We start from the raw sequence: 18,211 nt of genomic DNA on the forward strand, positions 1-18,211 counted from the left end.
GCGCGTGGCCAAAGCATTTAACCTTGGGAACCGCAACTTATATTTAACAGGGGGCCGACATGGCTTTTGAACTTCCTGATCTTCCTTATGCACATGACGCGCTGGCAGCCAAGGGTATGTCCGCGGAAACGTTGGAATATCACCACGACCTGCACCACAAGGCCTATGTCGACAATGGCAACAAGCTGATCGCCGGGACCGAGTGGGACGGCAAGTCGCTGGAAGAGATCATCGTTGGCACCTATGACGCAAACGCTGTTGCGCAAAACGGCATCTTCAACAACATCAGCCAGCTGTGGAACCACAACCAGTTCTGGGAAATGATGGGCCCCGGCGGCAACGCAATGCCCGGTGAGCTGGAGAAAGCTCTGACCGAAAGCTTCGGCTCGGTTGACGAATTCAAGTCGCAGTTCAGCGCAGCTGGCGCAGGTCAGTTCGGCTCGGGCTGGGCATGGCTGGTCAAGAACGCAGACGGTTCGCTGGCCGTAACCAAGACCGAGAACGGCGTGAACCCGCTGTGCTTTAACCAAACCGCTCTGCTGGGTTGTGACGTTTGGGAGCACTCGTACTACATCGACTTCCGCAACAAGCGCCCGGCCTACCTGTCGAACTTCCTCGACAACCTGGTGAACTGGGAAAACGTTGCATCGCGGATGTAATTGTTAACCAGATATGGGTTTATCAATGGCCTGCTGGCGGTGACGCTGGCAGGCTTTTTCTTTTTGGGGTGGCTGTTACCAATGCCATTGCGGCGTTTTTCTTTCTTCATCGAATGACTGGTTCGAGTCCGAACTCGCCAATGGTACGCGATGTCTGGATTTCCGCTTTCTGCGGCACACGGCTTGCTGCGTGAGCAAAAAGCCGAAATCCGATCAACGTCCGCTCAGGGCTTGTGCGACCCGTCCAAACTCGCCGGTGTTAGTCCAAGGCAGACATTGTCCAAGTGTCTGACTGCCTCACGTTTTACGAAAGTGACAAGTCGTCAGGTTAGTACTAAGGTGGCAAAATAAAAATTCGAATGTTTGACTATTCCGCTACTCAACTTCATCTTTCGAGAGTTTAGTATGTCTAAGTTCAAATTTCCCACCGCCTTCACGATACTCTTTGTTCTAATTGCCGTGGTGGCAATTCTCACTTGGGTTATCCCCGCTGGCGAGTATGAGCGCCAGATGAACGAAGCTTTAGGTAGCGAGGCGCCCGTGCCGGGCACCTATCATGAGGTGGAACCAAACCCTCAGGGTCTTGCATCGGTCATACTTGCGCCAATTGCCGGTATGTATGACCCGGGTCTACTTGGAAGCTCGTCCAGCGCCGCAATTGATGTAGCGTTTTTTGTTCTGATCATTGGCGGTTTTCTGATGGTTGTCACAAAAACCGGTGCGATAGATGCCGGAATTGGCTGGTTGCTGCACAGGTTGGCAGGGCGGGAAATCCTGATGATCCCGATCCTGATGATCGCATTCGCATTTGGCGGAACCAGCTATGGTATGGCCGAGGAATCGCTGGCGTTCTATGCGTTGATCATTCCTGTTTTCATAAGGGCTGGATACGACTCGCTGACTGGTGTCGCTGTTATCATGCTGGGCGCGGGGATCGGCACTTTGGGTTCGACCTTCAACGCATTTGCGACGGTTGTTGCGTCGCAAGGTGCAGGTATTCCATTCACGAACGGGATTGTCCTGAGGTTCATCATTCTTGCCTTGTGCCTGGCTGCAGGCATTGCCTTCGTCATGCGATATGCAAGGCGGGTAAAAGCTGACCCATCCTTATCAGTGGTGGCGGATCAGGCCGAGGATAACAGGGCTCATTTTCTGAAAGGTTCGGAAAGCGGCGACGCATTCCCGGAGTTGACGCGTACGCGGTCTATCATCCTGATCCTGTTCGGAATTACGTTCGCTGTAATGATCTATGGTGTGGTTGCATTGGGCTGGTGGATGGCCCGAATGTCAGGCCTCTTCCTTGTCATGTCGATCATTGTCTGGTGGGTCGGTAAGCTGGATGAAGGATCCCGAATGGATGAGGCGACCTTTGTCGAAACCTTTGTCGACGGTGCGCGTGATCTGTTGGGGGTCGCGCTGATCATCGGAGTGGCGCGCGGAGTGGTCGTTATCATGGATGCGGGCAAGATCACCGACACTATTCTGGCGGGGGCCGAGGGATTTGTATCTGGCCTAAGCGAGTTTGCCTTTATCAACGCCATGTTTGGCATTCAGATTCTGATGTCATTCCTTGTGCCATCGTCATCGGGGTTGGCGACGCTTTCGATGCCGATCATGGCGCCCCTTGCTGATTTCGCAGGTGTCGGGCGCGATCTGGTGGTTACTGCTTATCAATCCGCCAACGGGTGGGTGAACTTATTCAACCCGACGTTCGCGGTTGTTATGGGCGGTTTGGCCATTGGGCGGGTTTCTTACGACCGATGGCTTCGGTTCGTATTCCCATTGCTGGTTATCCTTGCCGTCATCATTTGCGCCGCGCTCACCATTGGGGCCATGACAGATCCGGGGATCGACGCGCCTCAGACGGAGACTTCAGACGCAACTTCGAACTAAGTCCACGCGATGACTGAACATTCCCCATCAAAGGCTAAGCCAACATCAGGTGCTCTTGGGCTGACTGCGTGTATCGCGCTGGTTGTGGGGAACATGATAGGTTCAGGGGTGTTTTTGCTTCCGGCCTCGTTGGCTCCGTTTGGGCCGATCGCAATCGGAGGTTGGGTTCTGACATCGGCCGGGGCCCTCGTTTTGGCGATTATCTTCGGAAGATTATCCCGTGTCGTGACCAAACCGGGCGGTCCTTATGCCTACTCGCAAGAGGCGTTCGGGGACTTTGCCGGTTTCATCATTGCGTGGGGCTACTGGATCGCCCTTTGGACCGGAAATGCGGCCGTGGCGGTGGCATTGGTCGGATATCTGGGCTTTCTGTTTCCGATTATTGTCGATGTCCCCATGTATGGGCTGGCAACGGCGCTTATCGCGATCTGGTCGCTAACTCTGATCAATATTCGCGGTGTGGAAGGGGCCGGGTTTGTTCAGATTATTACGACGATCCTGAAACTCGCCCCTCTGATCCTGATCGGCGCGTTGGGGATATTCTGGGTCAATACCGAGAACTATTTTCCGATCAATCACAGTGGCACTACAGCGATTTCTGCGATCTCTGCTTCGGCTGCGCTGACATTGTGGGCCTATCTTGGTCTTGAATCGGCAACTGTGCCCTCAGGGGATGTCATCGAACCTGAAAAGACGATCCCGCGCGCCACCGTGATCGGCGTCATCATAGCAGCCTGCGTCTATATCTCGGTCACTGCTGTATCGATGGGTGTGCTTCCTCCCGATGTACTGGCGGCATCGGCTGCTCCGCTCGCCGCAGTGGGTGAGGTTATGTTTGGCACATTCGGCGGTCTTCTTGTTGCGTTCGGGGCGGTGATCTCAACATTTGGAACCCTGAACGGGTTTACCTTGCTGAGCGGGCAAGTGCCTTACGGCGCGGCCCTTGATCGGGTCTTTCCGGCCGCCCTTGGGCAGCAGTCGAAATTTGGAACTCCGGCCAATGCGCTGATCCTGTCCAACCTTTTGGCATCCCTGTTGCTTATCCTGAACTTCGCGCAAGGTCTGGTTGCAGCATTCAACTTTGTGATCCTGCTGGCAGTCATGGCCAGCCTGCTTCCATACGCAATTTGTTCAGTCGCCGAGATCATGATCCGACTGAAAGGTGGCGAAGTCCTGCGGGGTGCGGAACTGGCGAAAGTAGCTGTTCTGGGACTGCTTGGGTTCACTTACTCGGTCTGGGCGTTCATCGGGTCCGGTGCGGAAACTGTTTTGATTGGTTCTGTCCTGCTGCTTGCGGGCGTGCCCATCCATGTCTGGGTCCGCTGGAACCAGGCCAATGACGTTGAAGACATTCAGAAAACGGATACTTCGAAAGGAGAGTTGCCATGAAGCTCGGCGTTCATTCCGAGATCGGAAAGCTCAACAAGGTGATTGTCTCGCGCCCGTCACTGGCGCACGACCGCCTGACACCGCGAAATTGCGAAGAGCTTTTGTTCGATGACGTGATCTGGGTCGAACAGGCCCGCAAGGACCACGCCGAGTTCTGCTCGTTGATGCGTGAACGCGGGGTCGAGGTTTATGATATCCAGGATCTGCTGGCCGAAGCGATCCGGTCAGATCCTGCTGCACGTGCTTTCCTTCTTGATCGACTGATCACACCCAACATGGTCGGGCTGGGGTTTTCCGTGGAAATGCGGGCCTGGCTGGATGAGATGGATGCCAAGCTTCTTGCCCGGCATATGCTGGGTGGCATCATTTTTGCAGATCTTCCCAAGGGAATGATCGACGAGCAGTTTGGTGATTTGGTTTCATTGGGCGATTTCATCCTTCCGGCGATCCCCAACGCGCAGTTCCAGCGCGACCCTTCCTGCTGGATTTTCGACGGCGTGACGACAAACCCGATGTTCTGGCCTGCACGTAAGCCGGAAACCCTGATTATGCGCACGGTGTACCGGCATCATAAATTGTTCAAAGACGCCGAATTCGAATTTTGGTGGGGCGATAGTGATGACGATTTCGGACTAGCCTCGGTCGAAGGCGGTGATGTTCAGCCGGTTGGCAATGGAACGGTTTTCATTGGAATGGGCGAACGTACGACCCGTCAGGCTGTGGCACAGGTCGCCGAAGCGCTGTTCAGAAAGGGTGGCGCCGAGCGTGTTGTCGCCTGCGCTATGCCCAAAAGCCGCGCGGCCATGCATCTGGATACGGTATTCACCTGCCTAGACCACGATAAGGTCACTGCGTTCTCGGAAGTCGCAGACCAGATCACCTGTATTTCGATCCGTCCCGGTGACCGTGGGGATTTGGATATCCACGTGGAGAAAGGGCACCTGTTCGACGTCTACAAAGAGGCTCTGGGGCTGAATTCGCTGGAGGTCATTTCAACCGGCGGCAATGAGTTCCAGGCCGAACGCGAACAATGGGATGATGGCAACAACGTCGTGGCCCTCTCGCCTGGTGTGGTCGTGGGCTATGCGCGCAACACGTTCACAAACGGCAAGATGCGGGCAGCTGGTGTCGAGGTAATCGAGATATCAGGCCAGGAACTGGGGCGCGGTCGAGGCGGTGGCCACTGCATGACATGCCCGATCGACCGCGATCCCGCCTATTGAATTTACCAAGGGCGCAACCCCCCGCGCCAAAAGACTTTTGTTAGGAGAGACCAAATGGCATTCAATCTCAAAGGCCGCAGTTATCTGAAAATTGCCGACTTCAGCCAACGTGAAATGCTGTATCTGCTGGATTTGGCCCGCGACCTGAAACGCGCAAAATACGCACGTGCCGAACAGCAGTCGTTAAAGGGCAAAAACATCTGTTTGATTTTCGAGAAAACGTCGACCCGCACCCGCTGCGCGTTTGAAGTTGCGGCTTACGATCAGGGTGCGAACATCACCTATCTGGATCCGTCGGGCTCGCAGATCGGTCACAAGGAATCCATGAAAGACACGGCCCGCGTATTAGGGCGTATGTTCGACGGGATCGAATTCCGCGGCGCAGGTCAGGACATGGTCGAGACGTTGTCAGACTATGCTGGTGTCCCGGTCTACAACGGCCTGACCGACGACTGGCATCCGACCCAGATGCTCGCCGATATGCAAACCATGATCGAGCATGCGGACAAACCGCGCAAAGACATCGTCTACGCCTATTCAGGCGATTGCAGGTCGAACATGGGCAACTCGCTGCTGATGCTGGGCGCGATCATGGGCTGCGACGTGCGGATGATTTCGCCGAAAGAAACCCAACCCCATGATGATGTGCGGAAGTTGGCATTGGAGCGGGCTGAAAAGACGGGCGCACGTGTGACCATCACGGACGATACCTCGGCAGTAGAAGGCGCGGATTTCATTCATACTGATGTCTGGGTGTCGATGGGTGAGCCAAAAGAGGTCTGGGCTGAGCGGATCAAGCTGCTGAGCCCTTATCAGGTCAACATGGATCTAATGAAGAAGACCGGCAATCCAGCGGTCAAGTTCATGCACTGCTTGCCCGCCTTCCACAATCTGGACACCAAGGTCGGTCAGGATATTCACGAACAGTTCGGCATTACCGAAATGGAGGTGACGGAAGAAGTGTTCGAAAGCGATATGAACATCGCCTTTGAACAGGCCGAAAACCGGATGCACACAATCAAAGCGATCCTTGTCGCTACGTTAGGAGCCTGACCTATGGGACGCGTTGTTGTAGCATTGGGCGGCAACGCGCTTCTCAAGCGGGGTGAGGAGATGACGGCAGACAATCAGCGCAAGAATGCGAAGATTGCTGCCGAAGCCCTTGCCCCTCTTTGCGAAGCGCATGAGGCTGTCATTACCCATGGCAATGGCCCGCAGGTCGGGATGCTGGCCCTGCAAGAAATCATGTACACCGATGTTAAGGAGTACCCGCTGGACGTTCTGGTCGGTGAGACGATGGGCATGATCGGTTACATGATCGAACAAGAGCTTGGTAACATCCTGCCTTTCGAACACCACATCGCTACTTTGCTGACTATGATCGAGGTGGACCCTGACGATCCAGCCTTTGACAACCCAACCAAGTTCATTGGTCAGGTCTACACTGAGGAGGAGGCAAAAAAAGAGGCTGCCGACAAGGGTTGGACGGTAAAACCGGATGGCGAGTACTGGCGCAGGGTTGTTCCGTCACCCCGACCAAAGCGCATCTTTCAGGTCGAACCGATCCGTTGGATTTTGGAGAAAGGCGCCACTGTCATCGCGGCTGGCGGCGGTGGCATTCCAACAATGTATGAGAAAGGCGCCGATCGTAAACTGGTTGGGGTCGAAGCCGTCATCGATAAGGATTTCGCGTCATGCCTGCTGGCACAGAACCTTGGTGCGGATTTCTTTGTCATCGCCACGGATGCGGAGGCCGTGTTCCTGAATTGGGGCGAACCTGATCAGAAGGGTATTCGGTCAATAACACCCGATGCTCTTGATGAGTATGATTTCCCAGCGGGATCAATGGGACCAAAAGTGCAGGCGGCACAGGACTTTGTACGTTCATCCGGAGGTAGGGCAATTATCTGTGCATTAGCAGATGTTCCCGCAGCCGTTCGAGGTGAAAAAGGGACAACCATCTCACTGAACGCGGGGCAAACACAGTTTCATTAGGCGTAAAAAGTACTCTTCGGCTTATTGGAATGCCGCGAGGTTTATTTCGTGTCCTTTGCCTCCAAAGCACCGGCATGTTTTACAAGTTTTTGACCGGTGGCATTACTGATCTCAGTCAACACTATTAATATCGCTTGTCGAAATGCGTTCGCCCTCTTCCAAGTTCCCAGAGCGATGCCTCACTTATCGCTGGTCGCTCTCGCCGGTACAGGTGGAAACTTGCCTATACGTCAACTTTCGAATTGAGAGTTATTGTACCCGTGCTTGGCAGTTCCTAGCTAAAGGATGCGGAGGGGAGAGTTCCGCCAACCAATTGATAAGTAATCGGGCAGCGCGCCAAAAACCGAGGGCGCGTCACAGGTGAACTGTGCCTGACAGGCGAGGGATAGCCACAAAAACGGTATCAGGAGATCACTATGGTCGAACTTGCACAGGGAACTTGGGTTATCGTCGCCGACGGAGAAAAGGCGCTGTTTATGGAAAATATCACAGACGCCGAAGACCCAAATCTGGTCGTCGTCTCAGTCGAAGAGCAGGAACAGGAAACGGCACGCCTGAAACCTTCGGATCGGGCCGGACGTCGCTATGATCGTGGCCCCAAGCAGAAATCTGCGGTCGAAGAGGGCACCTGGAAGACCCATGCGAAATCTCTGTTTGTGCAGGATCTGGCCAATTTGCTGAACCGCAAGGGCCTCAAGGGGGCCTACAAACGACTGGTGCTGGTCGCCAGCCCCCACGTTCTTGGGCTGTTGCGGCGGCGCCTACATAGCGAAGTCCTGGCAAAAGTGGTGGCCGAAGTCGACAAAACACTGACCAACCATCCCTTGCACAAGGTCGAACAGGTTTTGACCAGTCGTCTGAAAGCTAATGCGCGCGCATAAGCAAAGCAGGTGGGCGGTTTGCACCGCCCACATTCGCTCTGATCACGCAAGCAATCTGCGCAGTTCAGTCATAGCTGTTTCAGCATCCCCCACCCAGGTGATGAAATCGGACAGCGATGCATCTGCAAAGCCCTGATCAATTACCTGATCCAATAGGGCACGCAAAGCGCCCCAGTACCCATCCACATTCATGACCAAAATGGGTTTGTCATGCAGACCCAGCTGGCGCCATGTCAGCGCCTCGAAAAGTTCGTCCAGTGATCCGGGGCCGCCGGGCAGTACGACAACTGCATCGGCATTCATGATCATGACCTTCTTTCGTTCGTGCATCGTCTCGGTGATGACAAAGTGGGTCAGGTCGGTTTTACCGACCTCGCGGCGCACCAGATGTACCGGGATCACTCCAAAGGTTTCGCCGCCCGCAGTCTGAGCCGCGCGTGCGACCTCACCCATAAGACCGACATCTCCGGCACCATAAACCAGTCTCCAGCCTTCATTTGCCAAAAGCTGGCCAAACTGGCGAGCAGCGTCCGAATAGGCGGTATTTTCGCCATTTCGTGACCCGCAGTACACACAGACGGATTTCTGAGACATGAATGGGGGGCTCCGGGCTTGTGTCAGAAGTTTTGACCCGTGATAGCGGGATTGATAGGTTGGCTCAACTGTCGGGCGGAATGCTTTTAACTCAAAGCATTTTTGTCGCGGGGTGAAAGGAAAAAAATGGACGCCAAGTCGGGAAACGGAAGTTCAGGCACATTCATCTGGGGGGTGATCGCCGGTATCGTTGCATTGCTGATTGCAGGAGGTTTGTACCTGACAGGCATGCTCGGTGGAGATGCAGACAAAGATCAGCAACCGCAGGAAGAGGCTGCAGTCGTGCCTGAACCTGAAGAGCAGGTCACCGAGGCTGAGGAAACACAGACCACGCAGTCAGTCGACGAACCAGCGGCAGCCGAGACTGCGGAAGCGCAGGAAACCGACGAGACGGCACCTGAAGCACCTAGTGAGCAAACCGCTGATCAAGGGCAGGAGGAGCAGACAACAGAAGAAGCTCCGGCACAAGACGCCACCGCAGAGGCTGAAGAACCTGATACCGAACAGGAAGCAAGCGCAGATACACCGACCGCAGTAGTTCCGCCTGTGTTGGATCAGATCTTTGTTGAAAAGGATGGCAACGCGCTTTTGTCCGGAAATGCCGAGCCGGGTAGCCAAATTCGCGTCTTGCTGGACGGCGAGCCTGTGCACTCCTTTACGGTCGACAACAGCGGACAGTTTGCTGAATTTGTTGCGATCCCATTCAGTGAAAATGCACGCGGGTTGGTTTTGGAGCATTCTGATGGGACGCAATCGGCGAGATCCGATGATTATCTGATTGCTGCTCTTCCCGAGCCGGAGCCCGAAGTTGCTGAAGAAGAACAGATCGCCAGCGCCGAGCCAACGGCGACCGAAGAACCTGTAACCACCGCAAATACCGAAGAGACGCAGACAGCCACGGATGACACCGATAAACAGGTGGCCGAAGAGCCTGAAGCAGAGGCGACCGACGATCAACAGATTGCAGTGTTGCGTTCGGGTGAAGAGGGGGTTGAACTTGTCCAATCGCCGACTGCACCTGCAGATGCTCCGAAACAGATCGAATTGGACACAATCGGCTATTCTGATACCGGCGATGTTCAGTTGACCGGTCGGGCTCAGGATGGTTCGGCAGTTCGTCTGTACCTGGATAATCGCTTGGTTGCTGAACTTTCGCCCGATGAAAGCGGAAAATGGCGCGGCGACCTCGAGGGGATCGAACCCGGCGTCTACACATTGCGTGTAGATGAGATCAACACCGACGGAACGGTACTGAGCCGCGTCGAAACGCCGTTCAAACGCGAACCGGTTGAGGTTTTGCAGGCGAGCGAGGAAGCAGATCCAAATCAGGCGCCGGATGAAACCCCTTCAATCCGCTCGGTCACCGTGCAGAAGGGGGATACATTGTGGGCAATCTCACGTGAGCGTTTTGGGGACGGTATTCTGTACGTAAAGCTGTTTGACGCGAACCGTGAACTGATCCGCGATCCAGATCTGATTTACCCGGGGCAGATATTTACTATCCCGGAATAAAAGCTTGGCTCTGGTCCTTTGGGGGGCTGGGGCCTATCTCTGACCGCAGCTAAGGTACGTGAAGAGATGACCGATCAATGAGTTCTGACAACCTGCCAGAGATAGATGAGCGCCGTTCAGGCTGGCTGACCATTCGTAAGGTCGCACCGTACCTGTGGCCAGAGGATGAGCCCTGGGTCAAACGCCGTGTGATATTTGCGATGGTCATGCTGGTGCTGGCGAAGCTGATCGCTGTTTATACTCCGATCCTTTACAAAGGCGCAGTCGACAGCTTGGCGGGCGAAGGCGTGCCACCGCTTGCATTGGGCGCGGTGGGGCTCACTGTAGCCTATGGAATGGCGCGTCTGATGACGGTTGGTTTCCAGCAACTGCGTGATGCCCTGTTTGCGCCGGTCGGCCAACGGGCGTTGCGAGCGCTGGCGCTGGAGACGTTCCAACACATCCATCAGCTATCGATGCGCTATCACATCACGCGGCGCACAGGCGGCCTGAGCCGGATTATCGAACGGGGAGTGAAAGGCGTTGAGTTCCTGCTGCGGTTTTTGCTGTTTTCCATCGGCCCGCTGATCCTTGAGCTACTGCTGGTCTCGATCATTCTCATGTGGCTGTTCGACGTTTGGTATCTGGTTGTCGTTGCTGTCACCATCGCGCTCTATATCTGGTTCACCTTTGCAGTCACCGAATGGCGGGTGAAGCTGCGGCGCGAGATGAATGATCAGGATACCGAGGCCAATCAGCGCGCCATCGACAGCTTGCTGAATTTCGAAACTGTCAAATATTTCAATGCCGAAGAGCGTGAAGCTGCACGCTATGATGTCTCGATGAAGGCATATGCGCAGGCCGCGTTAAAAACCGCATATTCGCTGGCGTTCCTTAATTTTGGTCAATCGCTTCTGATCACCTGCGGTCTGATTGGCGTGATGGTTCTGGCAGCTATTGGCGTCCAAAAGGGCACATTGACCGTCGGTGATTTCGTTATGGTGAATGCCTATATGATCCAGATAACCGTCCCCTTGAATTTTCTTGGTACGGTATATCGCGAAATCCGACAGTCGCTTGTCGATATGGGGCAGATGTTCCAACTGCTGGAACAACCTGCAGAGGTCACGGACAAACCTGACGCAAAAGATCTGGTCGTCTCCGGAGGGCAGGTTGAACTGGACCAGGTTCATTTTGGATATGAAGCGGACCGGGACATCCTGAAAGGCGTTTCGCTGACAGCCGAAGCGGGACAAACGGTGGCGATTGTCGGGGCTACAGGATCGGGAAAGTCGACGATAGGGCGGCTGCTCTTCCGGTTTTATGATGTCACTGGTGGTGCGCTCAGGATTGATGGGCAGGACGTTCGCGATGTGACCCAGACCAGTCTGCACGCGGCCATTGGTGTGGTTCCGCAGGATACAGTCCTGTTCAATGATACCATCCGCTACAACATCGCTTACGGTCGCGAAGGCGCAAGTCAGGACGACGTGGAAGCAGCGGCCAAAGCGGCGCAGATTCATGATTTCATCATCGCTTTGCCAGAAGGATATGACACGAAGGTAGGAGAGCGTGGCCTCAAGCTTTCGGGCGGTGAGAAACAGCGGGTTGGCATCGCGCGGACACTGCTCAAGAACCCGCCCATTTTGTTGCTGGATGAGGCGACCTCGGCGTTGGACACAGATACCGAGCAAGACATCAAAGATGCTCTGGCGCGAGCGGGGGAGGGGCGTACGGTGATAACGATCGCGCACCGCCTCAGCACGATTGCCGAGGCTGACCAGATCGTTGTGTTGGAGCAAGGTGAGATCATCGAGCAGGGCTCGCACGATGAGCTGCTGGCGCGTCAGGGACGCTATGCGCAGCTATGGAGCCGTCAGCAGTCAGATACGCAGGCAGCTTAAGATCGTTGGCTCTATTGTGCTTCGGAAACAAGGAACTCTCAGTATGAAAAAACACATATTGGTCGCGTTCATTACATTGGGAGTACCTGCAGTTGCGTTTGCTGACCCTATCGTTGGGCTTTGGAAAACCGAGCCCGACCGCAAGAACCTGATTTCGCACATTCAGATATCGGCCTGTGGCGACAAGTTCTGCGGCAAGATTGAATCCGCTTATGATTCCTCGGGCAAGAAGGTTCAGACACCGAATGTCGGAAAGCAACTATTCTGGGACGTGGCGAGCGAGGGAAGTGGAAAATATGGTGGGGGCGAGTTCTGGATCCCAATGATTGACGTGGATGTGGCACCTCAGATGACGCTATCGGGTAATACGCTGACAGTTCGTGGGTGCGAGCATGTGGTGTGCGGACATCAGACCTGGACCCGTTTGAAAGAATAGTCCCTCGTCACGTGTAAGGGTGGGATCGAATATCACCCCGGCATGAAAATTGCTTCATTAAGACGGTTTTGGTTGACGCGTCAGTGTTCAACCTTGAAATCAACTGGACCATTTCACCAAGCGAACCCGGCCGGGTTCATTCACAACAATAGGGAAGTACCGATGAAGTTTCGTCTTGTTGCGCCGCTGATCGCGGTTGCATTGTCTGCTACTGCGGCAGTTGCCGAAGATCTGGAATTTTTGCTGATAAATGAAAGCTCGGCAGATCTTGTTGAATTCAACGTATCGTCGGCTTCTTCCGATGATTGGGAAAGCAATCTGCTTCAGGGGGGATACCTGGCGCCTGATTATGAAATCGGCGTACTGATTGCGGATGGTCTTGAAACTTGCGTGTACGACATTCGCGGAGTTTTCTCGGATGGATACACGGTCGAAGACTATAGCCTCGATCTATGTGATTTGGGTGCCTATACTTTCTCAGATTAAAGTTTTGAACCTAAAAGAAAAAGGCGAACCCGAAGGTTCGCCTTTGTTCATTCTGCCGCTTTGATAGGTGCGGTTGGCGGATGTTCCGTCGGGTCGCTGTCTTCGTTGGGCGACGTAACCTCACGCGGCGTCCGGCCATCTTCCCAGACGATTTCGGTGGATTGCATGTCCCGAGCTGAGCGCCCGATCGCCATGTCCTGTGCAATCTGGCTGGATCGGCCGGCCGTCAACCGGGCCAACAACTTGCCTAACCAGACAGCATAGGTGGTCACCCAAACCCGCAGAGCAAGGAGTGATGGGGTGACAATCAGCGTCAGCACCGTCGCGATACCCAGTCCGAACACCACAGCAGTCGCCAGCTGTTTCCACCACAGAGCGGTTGGACTGTCGATCGAGTAGCCGCCGTTTATGAAGTCCAGAGACAGACCAAACATCATAGGTGTCAGACCAGCCATGGTGGTCAACGTCGTCAGCAGAACCGGACGAATGCGTGCTTCGGCTGTACGTACGATTGCATCGATTCTGGGCATGTATCGGCTGTATTCCTGATAGGTATCGATCAGAACAATGTTGTTGTTCACCACGATCCCCGCCAATGCAACAATACCGGTACCTGTCATGATGATTGAGAACGGCTGTTGCATCACCATCATCCCGATCAGAACGCCGGTCGTTGACAGCACAACTGCCAACAGAACCAGCACCGAATTGTAGAACGAGTTGAACTGCGCCAGCAGGATCACGAACATCAGACCCAGTGCACCCATGAAGGCGTTCACGAGGAACGCTCCGGATTCTGCCTGCTCTTCCTGATCACCGGTCCATTCCCAAGAGATTGTTTTGGGGAAGGGGTCGCTGCTCAGCCACTCAGTCAGTACTGCAATCCGCTCGTTTGGATTGATCAGCGCAAAGCGGGCGTCACCGCTGTCGATGCTTGTGATCAGGTCGCCCGTGCTTTCGGCGCCGGTAAGCTGCACCAGCTCGAACTCTCTGCCGTCTCCACTCGTGATAACGGTACCGGCGGGTGTCGTACCTTCAACGATTTCCCGCACAACGGCCAGTCGTTGTTCCGTACCATTAGGACCATCAACAACCACTTTACTCAGGCCTGCTTCGACATCTGCCTTGATGTCGTAATACCGTTCCTGATCGATCCGGTTGATCTCCGCCAGTTTCTTGACTGGCTGCCGCGTGACGAAGTTCGACAAGGGGACCAAACCGTCCGGTGTCCGAACCTTCAGCGTATCCAGAGTGGACAAAACCCGATCTTCGTCTGGCAGACGGACACGGATTTCGATTTCCTCATCCGTGCTGTCGGGACGCATTTCGCCCAACAAGATGCCCCGCGTGACCAACTGGACCATGGCGCCGACGGTTGCAACATCCGCGCCAAAACGACCCGCCTTGGCGACATCGACGTCAATCTGCCAGTCAATGCCAGGCAATGGCAGCGAGTCCTCGGTCTTGATCAGGCCGGGGGTGTTGTCGAACGCCTCTCGCGCTGCAAGGGTCGAATTCGTCAGCTCTTCCCAATTGTCACCCCTGATCCGCAGATGTACCGGCTTGGCCGATGCGGGACCCTGCTCAAGCGGCTGGATCTCGACAATTATGCCGGGAATTGAGGCCAGCTCTGCAGACAGTTCTTCTAGAACAAAGTCCCCGTCGTATTCAGGGGAAATGACCTGCCGATCGAACAATCCACCTAGGATGGGTTCTGAGATATTCGGGCGATCTTCCCAAGGCAGGATCTCAAACTGGACGCGACCAACTGTATCAGCAGGGGCCTCGGCGCCGCCATTGTTCTGGTTGAGACCACCTTCGCCTGCAAAAGAGAACACATTGATCACTGCAGGGTGGGCGCCGATGACTTCTTCGGCGGCCAGAACCATGTCGTCTTTTTCATCAAGCGAAAGGTTCCCACGTGCACGGACGTAGGCCGTTGCCTGTTCCGGCTCGGTCTCAACAAAGAATTCGACACCACGATTGTTACTGCCGAAAGCGAACATGACCGCAAAAACGCCAGCCCCGATCAGCAAGATCGAAACAACGGGCATAACGGGATTGCCAACGAGAAACTTCATGACATAGCCGAAGATGCTGTGTTCTTTGGCAGTATGCACACGGGTTTCAGGTGCGCGTTCGAATTTGGCTGCGCTCAACGCTACGGATCCGCCGAACGCGCCGAACATCAGCAAGATCGCCCCAAAAATCACGCCTCCAAAGGATGACCCGGGCATCAGATAATCGGGGTTTACCATCTGCATCGCACCCAGGAACATCATGTAGAGCACTGGCGGAACAAGAACTGCACGCACCCACCAAGGAGTAGTGGCGCGCAACCAGTCAGAGGTGCGATCAAAGACACGGCTAAGACGTCCGGAAACACCACCGACAACCGGCAGATAGATCAGCGCGACGACGAGTGAGGCCGACAGAACGAAGATCAGCGTGATTGGCAGCATCTTCATGAACTCGCCCGGAACGCCGGGCCAGAACAGCATCGGCAGGAATGCGCAGAGAGTCGTGGCGGTCGAGGATACGATCGGCCAGAACATCCGCTGAGCCGCCTCGACATAGGCGTGCATCGGGCCAACGCCTTCCTTGATGCGTTTGTCCGCATATTCCACAACAACGATCGCACCATCGACCAGCATGCCGACGGCCAGGATCAGCCCGAACATTACCATGTTGGAGATGCTGACTCCCATCATCGCGAGCAGGGCAAAACACAGCAGGAAAGAGGTTGGGATCGCAAAACCCACCAGCAACGCGGCACGGGTCCCCAACGAGGCCAGAACGACAATCATCACCAGCGCGATTGCAGTCAGAACCGAGCCTTCCAGCTGGCGAACCATCGAATCGACGATACGGCTCTGGTCGTTGGATGTGCCGACATCAACCGCTGCCTGCAGTTCAGCTGGCCACTTTGATTGTGCTTCGGCAACTTTCGCTTTCACCTCGGCAACCGTATCGATCAGGTTGAACCCTTTGCGTTTGACGACCTGAAGCGCCACGGTCGACTCGCCATTGAAACGGGCGGTGCCCGCACGGTCTTCGAAAGTGTAGTTGATTTCGGCCAGCTCACCCAAAGTTACGACGCGGTCACCGTTCACCTTGACGGGCAGGCCATACACATCCTGAGCCGTTTTGAACGAGGAAGGGATCTTGACCGAGAATGTGCCCTGTTCGGTTTCAACCTCGCCAGCTGCAATTAGCTGGTTGTTATTCTGAACAACATTAATCAGCTCATTGGCGGTGACATTGTAGGCTTCAAGACGCAAAGGATCGATCACGACCTCAAGCATCTCGTCGCGATCACCCGCAATTCCCGCTTCAAGAACTGAATCAAGCGCTTCGAGATCGTCCTGAAGGTCCTTGGCGATACGCGCCATAGTGCGTTCGGGAACCGCACCGGTCAGGTTGACGATGACGATTGGGAACTCCGAGAAATTGACCTCGGTGATCGTGTATTGCTCGGCTCCGTCGGGGAATTTGCTCTGCGCTGTATTCATCGCATCGCGTACATCAGCGATGGTGGCGGACTTATCCCAGCCGAACTCGAATTCCATCAGGATACCAGCGTAGCCCTCGGCGGCGGTGGCTGTCATCTTGTCCAGCCCGTCGAGATCGGCCATCTCGGTTTCCATCGGCTTGATCAGCAGGCTTTCGCTGTCCTCGGCCGAAATGCCCGGGAACTGTACCGATACGAACAGCATCGGAATATCAATGTCCGGTTCGCCTTCTTTGGGCAGGTTCACATAGGCAAACCCGCCGATAATCAGCGAAATCGCAATGAAAGCCAGAACCATTCGGGCTCGATCAGCGGCCCAACTGACAATACCCGTCATTGCGAAGCTTCCCGATATGTTGGTGCGACCGTGACGCCTCGGGTCACGAATTCCTGCCCGACAACGATGATGTCAGTTGTTTCCGGCAGCCCGCCGATCCAGACGCCCTCGGAAGTATCGCGCAGGATTCTGACGGGTTTAAAGTCAACGACATTTTCTGCGCCGACTGTCCGAACTCCGAGTTGACCGTCATTGTTCAGGGTCAGCGCGGATTGAGGCAGCAAATGCGCCTTGACCCCTTCGGCTGCGATCTGAATGTTTGCGGTTTGACCGTCGCGGATCAGCAACTCGGGATTGGGAACGGTGATTTCGACCTCGAACGTGCGAGTGGTTTCGTCTGCCGAACGGCTCAGAAATGTCACCCGGCCCTCGACCTGAAGGCCTGTTACCAGTTGAGCCGATGCAAGAGAGCCTACGATCACACGGTTCACTTCGGTTTCCGGAACGAAACCAACCAGCTTGATCGGATCAAGCTGAATGACAGTCGCACAAAGCGAGCCCGGTTGCATCAGGCTGCCCAATTCGGCCGTGTCGCTTTCCAGCAGACCACGGAAAGGCGCTTCGATAGTCAGACGCTCAAGCTCACGCTCAGCCGCAGCAACCTCAGCAGAGGCGGCTTCGATGCCCGCCTGTGTGGCTTCCAGCCCGGCTTCGGCCGATTTGATGCCTGCCTGGGCTGTGCTCATCGCAGCTTCGCTGGAGATACGGCGGGTTTCAGAACCAAATCCGGTCTCGGACAGTTTACGTGCCGCTTTCAGGTTGATCTCTGCTTCGGCAACCAGCGCATGGGCTTCTTCGAGACGTGCCTCAGCTTCGGGAACCCGGCTTTGCGCTTCTAGTTGAGCGGCTTTTGCCTCGGTCAGGCTGGCGTGGCGTGTACCCGGATCAAGTTCGCATAGAAGATCGCCCGCTTCGACAAAGGCGCCCTTGCGCTTTGGCTCGGATACGACAGTCGAAGTAGTTTCAGACAGAACTTCAACCTGACGGTTGGCTTTGGTCTGCCCTCTCAGCAGCACAGCGCTGTCAATTTCACGAGCGGTCGAACGCAGCGCCACCACTCCGATGGCCTTTGAGGCCAAGGTGTTAACTTCTTCAGAATCGGTCTCTGACAAGGTTTCGGTCTCGGCATCGCCGCGACCTGCAAATGCAAACAGAGCGTCACGCTCAAAAACTAGTAAATATAACGCGACAATAACCAAAAGGGCGTTGATGAATGAAATCAACCGCATGCCGTGCGTCTCCTTGAGTTCTTCGCAATACCGTAATCGGTGTGCATGCCATGAAATGGGGCTGGGCATGCTGCATGTCCATACTGAACTGAATAGTTCGGTTTACTTTTTTTCGCAAGAGGCGGCCCATCTGGTGCAAATGTGCAAATTCCGGCACTTGGCTTGCCGATGGTGCCGGGGTAT

The 18,211-nt window shown here is 55.0% G+C and carries 14 protein-coding genes; 11 read left to right on the top strand and 3 right to left on the bottom strand.

Annotated features, from left to right (window positions below; all coding sequences use genetic code 11):
- Positions 1-59 precede the first annotated feature (59 nt).
- From ACR0IO_RS06010 to ACR0IO_RS06040, 7 genes are all read left to right on the top strand, one after another.
- Positions 60-659: a superoxide dismutase gene (locus ACR0IO_RS06010; protein ID WP_170325347.1), complete on the top strand. Its 600-nt coding sequence runs from the start codon at positions 60-62 to the stop codon at positions 657-659.
- A gap of 405 nt (positions 660-1,064) precedes the next feature.
- On the top strand, positions 1,065-2,552 hold the full coding sequence (locus ACR0IO_RS06015) for a YfcC family protein (RefSeq protein ID WP_480740110.1): 1,488 nt from the start codon (positions 1,065-1,067) through the stop codon (positions 2,550-2,552).
- Between the two features lie 9 nt (positions 2,553-2,561).
- A complete protein-coding gene (locus ACR0IO_RS06020) occupies positions 2,562-3,941 on the top strand; it encodes an amino acid permease (protein ID WP_480740112.1) in 1,380 nt (459 codons plus the stop codon).
- Positions 3,938-5,164: an arginine deiminase gene (locus ACR0IO_RS06025; RefSeq protein WP_155151242.1), complete on the top strand. Its 1,227-nt coding sequence runs from the start codon at positions 3,938-3,940 to the stop codon at positions 5,162-5,164. The genes ACR0IO_RS06020 and ACR0IO_RS06025 overlap by 4 nt, the downstream gene beginning before the upstream one ends.
- Before the next feature lie 54 nt (positions 5,165-5,218).
- Complete coding sequence (argF, locus tag ACR0IO_RS06030) at positions 5,219-6,217, top strand: ornithine carbamoyltransferase (protein WP_480740115.1); 999 nt, start codon at positions 5,219-5,221, stop codon at positions 6,215-6,217.
- A 3-nt stretch (positions 6,218-6,220) separates the two neighbouring features.
- On the top strand, positions 6,221-7,159 hold the full coding sequence (gene arcC / locus ACR0IO_RS06035; RefSeq protein ID WP_480740116.1) for a carbamate kinase: 939 nt from the start codon (positions 6,221-6,223) through the stop codon (positions 7,157-7,159).
- A 416-nt stretch (positions 7,160-7,575) separates the two neighbouring features.
- Entirely contained in the window at positions 7,576-8,040 is a 465-nt protein-coding gene (locus tag ACR0IO_RS06040; protein ID WP_155151233.1) for a host attachment family protein, read from the top strand.
- A 42-nt stretch (positions 8,041-8,082) separates the two neighbouring features.
- Here the strand turns inward: ACR0IO_RS06040 and ACR0IO_RS06045 are convergent, their stop codons facing one another.
- Positions 8,083-8,634, bottom strand: coding sequence for an LOG family protein (locus ACR0IO_RS06045; RefSeq protein ID WP_480740119.1), 552 nt, complete (start codon positions 8,632-8,634; stop codon positions 8,083-8,085).
- A gap of 126 nt (positions 8,635-8,760) precedes the next feature.
- Between ACR0IO_RS06045 and ACR0IO_RS06050 the strand changes: the two genes are divergently transcribed.
- The 4 genes from ACR0IO_RS06050 to ACR0IO_RS06065 all read left to right on the top strand — a co-directional run bounded on the left by ACR0IO_RS06050 (position 8,761) and on the right by ACR0IO_RS06065 (position 12,951).
- Positions 8,761-10,146 carry a LysM peptidoglycan-binding domain-containing protein gene (locus ACR0IO_RS06050; protein WP_480740121.1) on the top strand — a complete coding sequence of 462 codons (1,386 nt, stop codon included), beginning with the start codon at positions 8,761-8,763 and terminating at the stop codon, positions 10,144-10,146.
- A gap of 77 nt (positions 10,147-10,223) precedes the next feature.
- A complete protein-coding gene (locus tag ACR0IO_RS06055; RefSeq protein WP_480740123.1) occupies positions 10,224-12,029 on the top strand; it encodes an ABCB family ABC transporter ATP-binding protein/permease in 1,806 nt (601 codons plus the stop codon).
- 43 nt (positions 12,030-12,072) lie between these two features.
- Entirely contained in the window at positions 12,073-12,465 is a 393-nt protein-coding gene (locus ACR0IO_RS06060; protein WP_480740125.1) for a DUF2147 domain-containing protein, read from the top strand.
- A 162-nt stretch (positions 12,466-12,627) separates the two neighbouring features.
- The gene (locus ACR0IO_RS06065) at positions 12,628-12,951 is read left to right on the top strand and encodes a hypothetical protein (RefSeq protein WP_480740126.1); all 324 of its coding nucleotides are present in this window, start codon (positions 12,628-12,630) and stop codon (positions 12,949-12,951) included.
- A gap of 47 nt (positions 12,952-12,998) precedes the next feature.
- Here ACR0IO_RS06065 and ACR0IO_RS06070 read toward each other — a convergent pair whose 3' ends face one another.
- Both ACR0IO_RS06070 and ACR0IO_RS06075 read right to left on the bottom strand, forming a co-directional pair.
- Positions 12,999-16,799 carry an efflux RND transporter permease subunit gene (locus ACR0IO_RS06070; RefSeq protein WP_480740129.1) on the bottom strand — a complete coding sequence of 1,267 codons (3,801 nt, stop codon included), beginning with the start codon at positions 16,797-16,799 and terminating at the stop codon, positions 12,999-13,001.
- Positions 16,796-18,028, bottom strand: a complete 1,233-nt coding sequence (locus ACR0IO_RS06075; RefSeq protein ID WP_170331047.1) for an efflux RND transporter periplasmic adaptor subunit — start codon at positions 18,026-18,028, stop codon at positions 16,796-16,798. The genes ACR0IO_RS06070 and ACR0IO_RS06075 overlap by 4 nt, the downstream gene beginning before the upstream one ends.
- Positions 18,029-18,211 lie beyond the last annotated feature (183 nt).

The sequence above is a fragment of the Ruegeria sp. CE12 genome, assembly GCF_056537525.1.